Below are 5,636 nucleotides of genomic sequence, written 5' to 3'. Positions count from 1 at the left end.
GCTGGTCACCCGGGCGCTGAAGCTGTGCCCGGAGCTGATCGTCATCAAGCCTGATTTTGATTTATACCGCAAATACTCCAAGGCGTTTATGAAAATCGCCTATTCCTATACGCCGCTGATGCAGGCGACTTCGATTGACGAATGCTATCTCGATATTACCGGATCGAAGCAGTTCGGGACGCCCCAGCACATTGCCGAGGAAATCCAGCGGCGGATCTATGAGGAGCTCGGGCTGCCGTGCTCTATCGGGATCGCCCCGAACAAGCTGCTGGCCAAGATGGGCTCCGATATGAAAAAGCCGAACGGCATCTCGGTTCTTCGCATCCGCGATGTGCCGAACGTGCTGTGGAACAAGCCCTGCGGAGAGCTGTTCGGAATCGGCGGCAAAACGGCGGAGAAGCTGCGCAAAATCGGCATCCATACGATCGGCCAGCTGGCGCGCACGGACGAAGAAGCGCTGATCCGCGTGTTCGGGGTCGTGGGAGCCTGGATGAAGCAGGCGGCGAACGGTATTGACCATTCTCCGGTGGTGGAGGATCGGGAGCAGAGCAAATCGGTCGGGCATACGACGACGCTGCCTCACGATATCAGCGCCAAGGAAGATGTGAACCGGGTGCTGCTCAATTTGAGCGATCAGGTGGCCCGGCGCTTAAGGAGGAAGGAACTGGTCGCAGGCGGGGTGCAGATCACGATCCGGACGCCGGATATGAAGACGATCACGCGTGCCCGCGTGCTGCCTGCCCCGACCGAAAATGCCGAGGACATCTACGAGGCGGCGCGCAAGCTGTATGCGGAGCATTGGAGCTGGGACAAGCCGGTCAGGCTGCTCGGCGTTACGCTGCAGCACTTGGTGCCGAAGGAGGAGTCGGCGATCCAGCTTGATCTGTTCAGCTATGAGAAGCAGCCGAAGAAGGAGTCCCTGACGAAGATCATGGACGAGCTGCGGAACAAGTTTGGGGAGAACGCCGTCGTTACCGCGGGGATGCTCGGCGACGATCCGTCGGCGCTGCTGCGCAACCACCGGGTGCGGGGAACGTCGCTGCAGATGGATTTTGCCGATAAGCGCGACGAGGATCTTCCGTAGGCGGCTAGGGCGAAAGTCACGAAACGAAAATATGTGATTTTTGTCATTGAAGAGATGGCGAAATTTGCGTTACCATATAAATATGGTTTTGCTGCTATAGTGGAGAACATTTCGTTTTTTTGGATAGATCATTTATATAGATAAATAGAAAGGTAGAGGAGAGCCATGGCCAAATATACTTGGGTTGAGAAAGATACCTGCATCGCGTGCGGCGCTTGCGGCGCAACCGCTCCGGATATTTACGATTACGACGACGAGGGGCTGGCCGAAGTCGTGTACGGCGGCGACAACAACACAGGCAACACCGAAATTCCTGAAGAGATGTACGATGACTTGCAGGATGCCGTTGACGGCTGCCCGACGGATTCCATCAAGATCGCGGACTGCCCTTTTCATAAAGAAGGCTGAAGCAACGCTTCATGCTTACGCCTATGTCTGAAAGCATCCCCCGGCCGAATAGGCCTCGAGGGGGATGTTTTTTTGTTTTCTGCGTGCCGATATAAATAGAAAGAACTTTTGCGCATGGAGGTTACCGTTGAAGAATTCGCTCTATCTCAAAAAATACGTTCAGATGCATCCGGACAATAAAATGGGATGGTATTTGCTGGGGAAGGAATATGAAAAAAGCGGGCAGCAGGGGAAAGCCAACTACTGCTTTAACCAGTCGGGCGGAATTTATGAAGCCTTTGAAACGAGCCGGGTGCCTTCGGATATTTGGCTGGAATACGAACAGAAGCTGCTGAAGCAGGCCGAGGATGCGGAGCGGAAGCGGCGGCGGATCCGCCGGGCGGCGGTTGCCTTGATGATTCTCATTCTGGTGCTGATTCCATCGGTGGAATCGCCGCAGCGGCAGAACCTGGCAGAAGAATCAACGAACTCCGGGGAAGAAGTGCAGGCGGCTGCAGCAGCAGGTGATATGGCGGAGAAAAAGGATACGGGTAAAGGCGAGGGGGCTGCGGCAGAAGACGGACAGCCTGCATCTGGCACGGTGTTTACCGCACTGGGCGAGGACGATGGGGACGGCAAGGCGCACCTGCTAGCGGATGAAATGTCAATCGCGCAGGAATCCAGGAACCGCTTGGCGGTCCTGACCATGAAACGGCAGGGAAAATGGCTGCTGTGGTCGCGTGATCTGCCAGTCTCTTATACGATGCTTTCCGGCGGGAAAGGAAAGATGACCTATCAGTCCTATAATGCCAAAGATTGCGCATGCAAACCGCAGGATCAGGAAGCATTGCAGTCCGCTGCCGCGAAATGGACCCTGGAGCAGGAAGAGCTGGCTTTGCTGTACAGCGCCATGGCCGCCTACCGGGAAAAGAACGGAGCCCTGCCGAAGTCCGTGAACGATCTGACGCGGCCGTTTCCGGAAAATTGGGTTTCGGGGCGGACGCCGCGGATGCAGGAGGCGTTTGCCCCGATGGCCGAATGGATGCAATCCGGCGGAAGTTCCTCTAAGGGACAAGAGGGAGGGAGCGGTGAAACGGCATCCGGTGCCAATACGCCGTCGTCTCCGTTTGCTTCGACATGGGGGCAGGAGCCCTTTTTGCAGGAGCGGCTCGAAATTATCGTCGATAAAGCGGCGCACCGTCTGGCCGTAGTCAGCGGGGATAAGCTCATCCGCAGTTATAAGGTTGGACTGGGGGGAGAGCGTACGCCGGAGGGAAAATACAAAATATCGATCAAGGTGATGAATCCGAACGGCCGGGATGACGGCGAATTTGGAAGCCGGGGCATGCAGCTGTCGGATACCAATTACGCGATTCACGGCACGGACGAACCGGACAGCGTGGGCAAGGACGAATCCATGGGCTGCATCCGCATGAGCAGGGCGGACATCGAGGAGCTTTTTGATCTCGTACCGCTGGGAACCCCTGTACTCATAAGCAAGGGGGTTCTGCCTGATCTGCCGCTCGTGCCGAAGGAAAGATTCCTTACGAAGCCGAAGCAGGATCAGACGAACCCCCGTCAGACGTATCACTGGCTGTGAACCGCAGCCTTGGCAGAAAGGCTTGTCCCAAATGAAAATGCGTTAGATTATAGAATTTAAAAATTTACACGTTGAAAATAATCAGAACCGAAATGAGCAGAATGAGCAAAAGCAGGCCGATCCCGACCCAAAGCAACGCCCTCCGGTTGACTTCGTCCTTTTTCTGCTGAAGCGTCGGCGGTTTGCGCTTGGTTGCCATGACGTTCTACCTTCTTTCCTAATCAGATTCAATCTTACCCTCATTGTAATGGCTTTCAATGTAAAATACCAGCAGGAGAAGGGCTTGGAGCCAGCCGGTTCGATCAGGCAAAAAACTTTATTTTTATACCGATTAAGGATAAACTGAAGGATAGAGACAACAATGTGCATGGAGAGGAAGATTGGCTGGTGCTGTACCGAAATTTGGCAAAACCGATATTTTTTAAAATGGATCCGGAGAAAGCTCACCATTTGGTCATCGGCGGACTTCATTCCGCGGGCGCGTTTCCGGGAGGAACGGGCCTACTGCGAAGCATGTACGGCGTGAACGAGACGGCAGACCTCGCAGTGGATCTGTTCGGCATACATTTTCCGACACCGGTTGGACTTGCAGCAGGATTGGACAAGAATGCGGCAGCGGTCGACGGTTTTTCTTCCATCGGCTTTGGTTTTATGGAGGTTGGCACGGTGACGCCGAAGGGACAGCCGGGCAACGAGCAGCCCCGCCTGTTTCGCCTTCCACCCGATGAGGCGCTTGTGAACCGGATGGGATTCAACAACGAGGGAGCGGAGGCGATGGCCAAGCGGCTGGCGGCCATCAAGAACCGCCGGATCCCGGTCGCCGTGAACATCGGCAAAAATAAAGTAACTCCGAACGAGGAAGCCTATAAGGATTATCAGGAATGCCTGCGTACCCTGTATCCGTACGGGGATTTTTTTGTGGTTAACATCAGCTCGCCGAATACGCCGGATTTGCGCAATCTGCAATACGGCAGCGAACTTTCGACATTGGTCCGGCATATTATGGAAGAGATGCGGGCACAAGCCGCCAAGCACGGGGAGTCCAAGCATATTCTGGTGAAAATTGCGCCTGATGTGAGCGACGGCGAGCTGGAAGAAATGGTCGACGCGCTGGCTCCGAGCGGGATCTCCGGCATTATCGCCACGAACACCACAATCGGGAGGGAAGGGCTGAGCCATCCGAACGCCAGGGAAACCGGGGGACTAAGCGGCAGACCGCTGCGTATCCGTTCCACGGAGGTCGTATCCCGGGTATACCGCCAGACGGGCGGCAAGCTGCCGATCATCGGTTCCGGCGGCATTTTTACGGCTGAAGATGCTTATGAGAAGATCAGGGCGGGTGCTAGCCTGGTGGAAATTTATACTGCCCTTATATATGAAGGACCCGAAATCAACCGGAAAATCAACGCCGGGCTGAGAGAGCTTTTGCGTCGTGACGGCTTTGCCCATATCTCCGAGGCTGTGGGGGCAGACCATCACTGAGGGAGACAGACAGGAGGCATGTGAATGGACGGCAGAGATTGGGGATTGTTTCTACTACCGTATGAACAAACCGTTGAGGAACTGAAAGTCAAATTCAAGACGATGCGTGCGGAACTGAAGAAGAGAGAGGAATATGCCCCGATCGAGTTCGTGACCGGACGCGTCAAGAAAATATCGAGCATTCTGGACAAGGCGAAGCGGCTTAACGTTCCAATGGACCAATTGGAGCAAGGGATCGAGGATATCGCCGGCATCCGGATCATGTGCCAGTTCGTCGAGGATATCCGCCGCGTGGCCGAATATATTCGCAAGCGGAAGGATCTGACGGTACTGTATGAAAAGGATTATATTACGAATTATAAAGAAAGCGGCTACCGCAGTTTTCATATGATCGTGGAGTACCCGGTTCAGACGGCGCTTGGTCAAAAACCGGTGCTGGCGGAGATCCAAATCCGCACGCTCGCGATGAATTTCTGGGCGACGATCGAGCATTCGCTCAGCTATAAGTACCGGGAGAGCCTTCCGGAGAACATCCGCAAGCGGCTGCAGACCGCGGCCGAAGCGGCATCCGTGCTGGATAACGAAATGTCGAGCATCCGTGAGGATATCCTTGAGGCGCAGAAGCAGTTTGAGGACGATTCCAACGTGACCTCTACGCTGCTGGCGATGATCCATCAGCTCTACTTCTATCATCTGGTGAACGAGGCGATGGCGTTCCAGGAACGGTTCAATCAAATCTGGTCCCAGACTGAGCCAGGCAAGCCTCATGACATGGAGAGTATGAGACAGCTCCTCGACGAGGTACGGGAACTGATGGCGGCCTATAAGAAAAGTTCTATCGACGTATTCTCACAGGAGACAGACCGAGATTAGCGGAAATTTTTCTTGCGATCATGAGATGTTTCAGTATCCTTGAAATCTTACAGCCATGATCTAAAGAAAAACGATCCTTCCGATGAAGCATAACATTCGGATTCAGCCCGCTGCCGATCATGCGCAGCGGGTTGTTTGTATGGTCGAGGGCTGATACAATGGGGTCCGGCCAACGATTTAATATTTAAAAGACAGGATGATGAAGCACAT

At 54.4% G+C, this 5,636-nt stretch carries 6 protein-coding genes; 5 read left to right on the top strand and 1 reads right to left on the bottom strand.

The window, feature by feature from the left end; genetic code table 11:
* The 3 genes from CPT76_RS00410 to CPT76_RS00400 form a co-directional block, all read left to right on the top strand.
* Positions 1–1,084 (top strand): Y-family DNA polymerase (locus CPT76_RS00410; RefSeq protein WP_105441565.1); only part of this gene is annotated, 1,084 nt, incomplete at its 5' end.
* Positions 1,085–1,249: 165 nt separating this feature from the next.
* Positions 1,250–1,492: a ferredoxin gene (locus CPT76_RS00405; protein WP_105441564.1), complete on the top strand. Its 243-nt coding sequence runs from the start codon at positions 1,250–1,252 to the stop codon at positions 1,490–1,492.
* Positions 1,493–1,619: 127 nt separating this feature from the next.
* Positions 1,620–3,071 carry a L,D-transpeptidase gene (locus CPT76_RS00400; protein ID WP_105441563.1) on the top strand — a complete coding sequence of 484 codons (1,452 nt, stop codon included), beginning with the start codon at positions 1,620–1,622 and terminating at the stop codon, positions 3,069–3,071.
* Between the two features lie 64 nt (positions 3,072–3,135).
* Here the strand turns inward: CPT76_RS00400 and CPT76_RS38630 are convergent, their stop codons facing one another.
* Positions 3,136–3,270: a hypothetical protein gene (locus CPT76_RS38630; protein ID WP_258167940.1), complete on the bottom strand. Its 135-nt coding sequence runs from the start codon at positions 3,268–3,270 to the stop codon at positions 3,136–3,138.
* Between the two features lie 188 nt (positions 3,271–3,458).
* On the opposite strand from CPT76_RS38630, the gene CPT76_RS00395 reads away from it, so the two are divergent.
* Together CPT76_RS00395 and yjbM are read left to right on the top strand one after the other, a co-directional pair.
* Complete coding sequence (locus tag CPT76_RS00395; protein WP_105441866.1) at positions 3,459–4,553, top strand: quinone-dependent dihydroorotate dehydrogenase; 1,095 nt, start codon at positions 3,459–3,461, stop codon at positions 4,551–4,553.
* Between the two features lie 24 nt (positions 4,554–4,577).
* On the top strand, positions 4,578–5,426 hold the full coding sequence (gene yjbM, locus CPT76_RS00390) for a GTP diphosphokinase (protein ID WP_105441562.1): 849 nt from the start codon (positions 4,578–4,580) through the stop codon (positions 5,424–5,426).
* Positions 5,427–5,636: the final 210 nt, after the last annotated feature.

It is taken from the genome of Paenibacillus sp. AR247, from assembly GCF_002968895.1.
Classification (GTDB): domain Bacteria; phylum Bacillota; class Bacilli; order Paenibacillales; family Paenibacillaceae; genus Paenibacillus_AQ; species Paenibacillus_AQ favisporus.
The sequence above is the reverse complement of the archived record's forward strand: the minus strand, read 5'-3'. Positions and strand labels throughout refer to the sequence as shown.

Excerpts from the sequence above, each read along its gene's own strand:
- CPT76_RS38630 (WP_258167940.1), bottom strand. The coding sequence starts at position 3,270 with ATGGCAACCAAGCGCAAACCGCCGACGCTTCAGCAGAAAAAGGACGAA.
- CPT76_RS00405 (WP_105441564.1), top strand. The coding sequence starts at position 1,250 with ATGGCCAAATATACTTGGGTTGAGAAAGATACCTGCATCGCGTGCGGC.
- yjbM (WP_105441562.1), top strand. The coding sequence starts at position 4,578 with ATGGACGGCAGAGATTGGGGATTGTTTCTACTACCGTATGAACAAACC.